This window comes from Pseudoalteromonas sp. C8, from assembly GCF_011378685.1.
GTDB classification, from domain to species: domain Bacteria; phylum Pseudomonadota; class Gammaproteobacteria; order Enterobacterales; family Alteromonadaceae; genus Pseudoalteromonas; species Pseudoalteromonas arctica.
The window spans coordinates 1-277 of the sequence record NZ_WTKT01000073.1 but is presented as its reverse complement, the minus strand read 5'-3'; the positions used below and the strand labels follow the sequence as shown (position 1 = coordinate 277).

Here is a 277-nt window from a genome sequence, read left to right as displayed (position 1 = left end):
AAGCAATTCTACAACAGACAAGCCGTTTATTTGACCTATGTTTTCCCCTGTAAATTGTAGGTTTACCTGTCCTTCAATAATAGATTGTTCGCTGTATTTTCGCGCTAATGATTGTGCTTGTTCTATTTCATGAAAATAGGCAATTAAGTCTTGTTGACTGATTTTATTATTTTCAGTTAATAAGTTGGCATATTCTAAAGCTTGCTTGATTGATTCAGGGGCAAACGACAATAGTTCTTGATGTTGGCATTCAGTTGCTAAGGAATGTAAAAGTGTA

Annotated in this window: 1 pseudogene; it reads right to left on the bottom strand. The window is 34.3% G+C overall.

Annotation, left to right across the window (positions count from 1 at the left end):
• Nucleotides 1-277 (bottom strand): annotated as a pseudogene (locus GQR39_RS20080) (ATP-dependent protease); the annotation flags it as partial.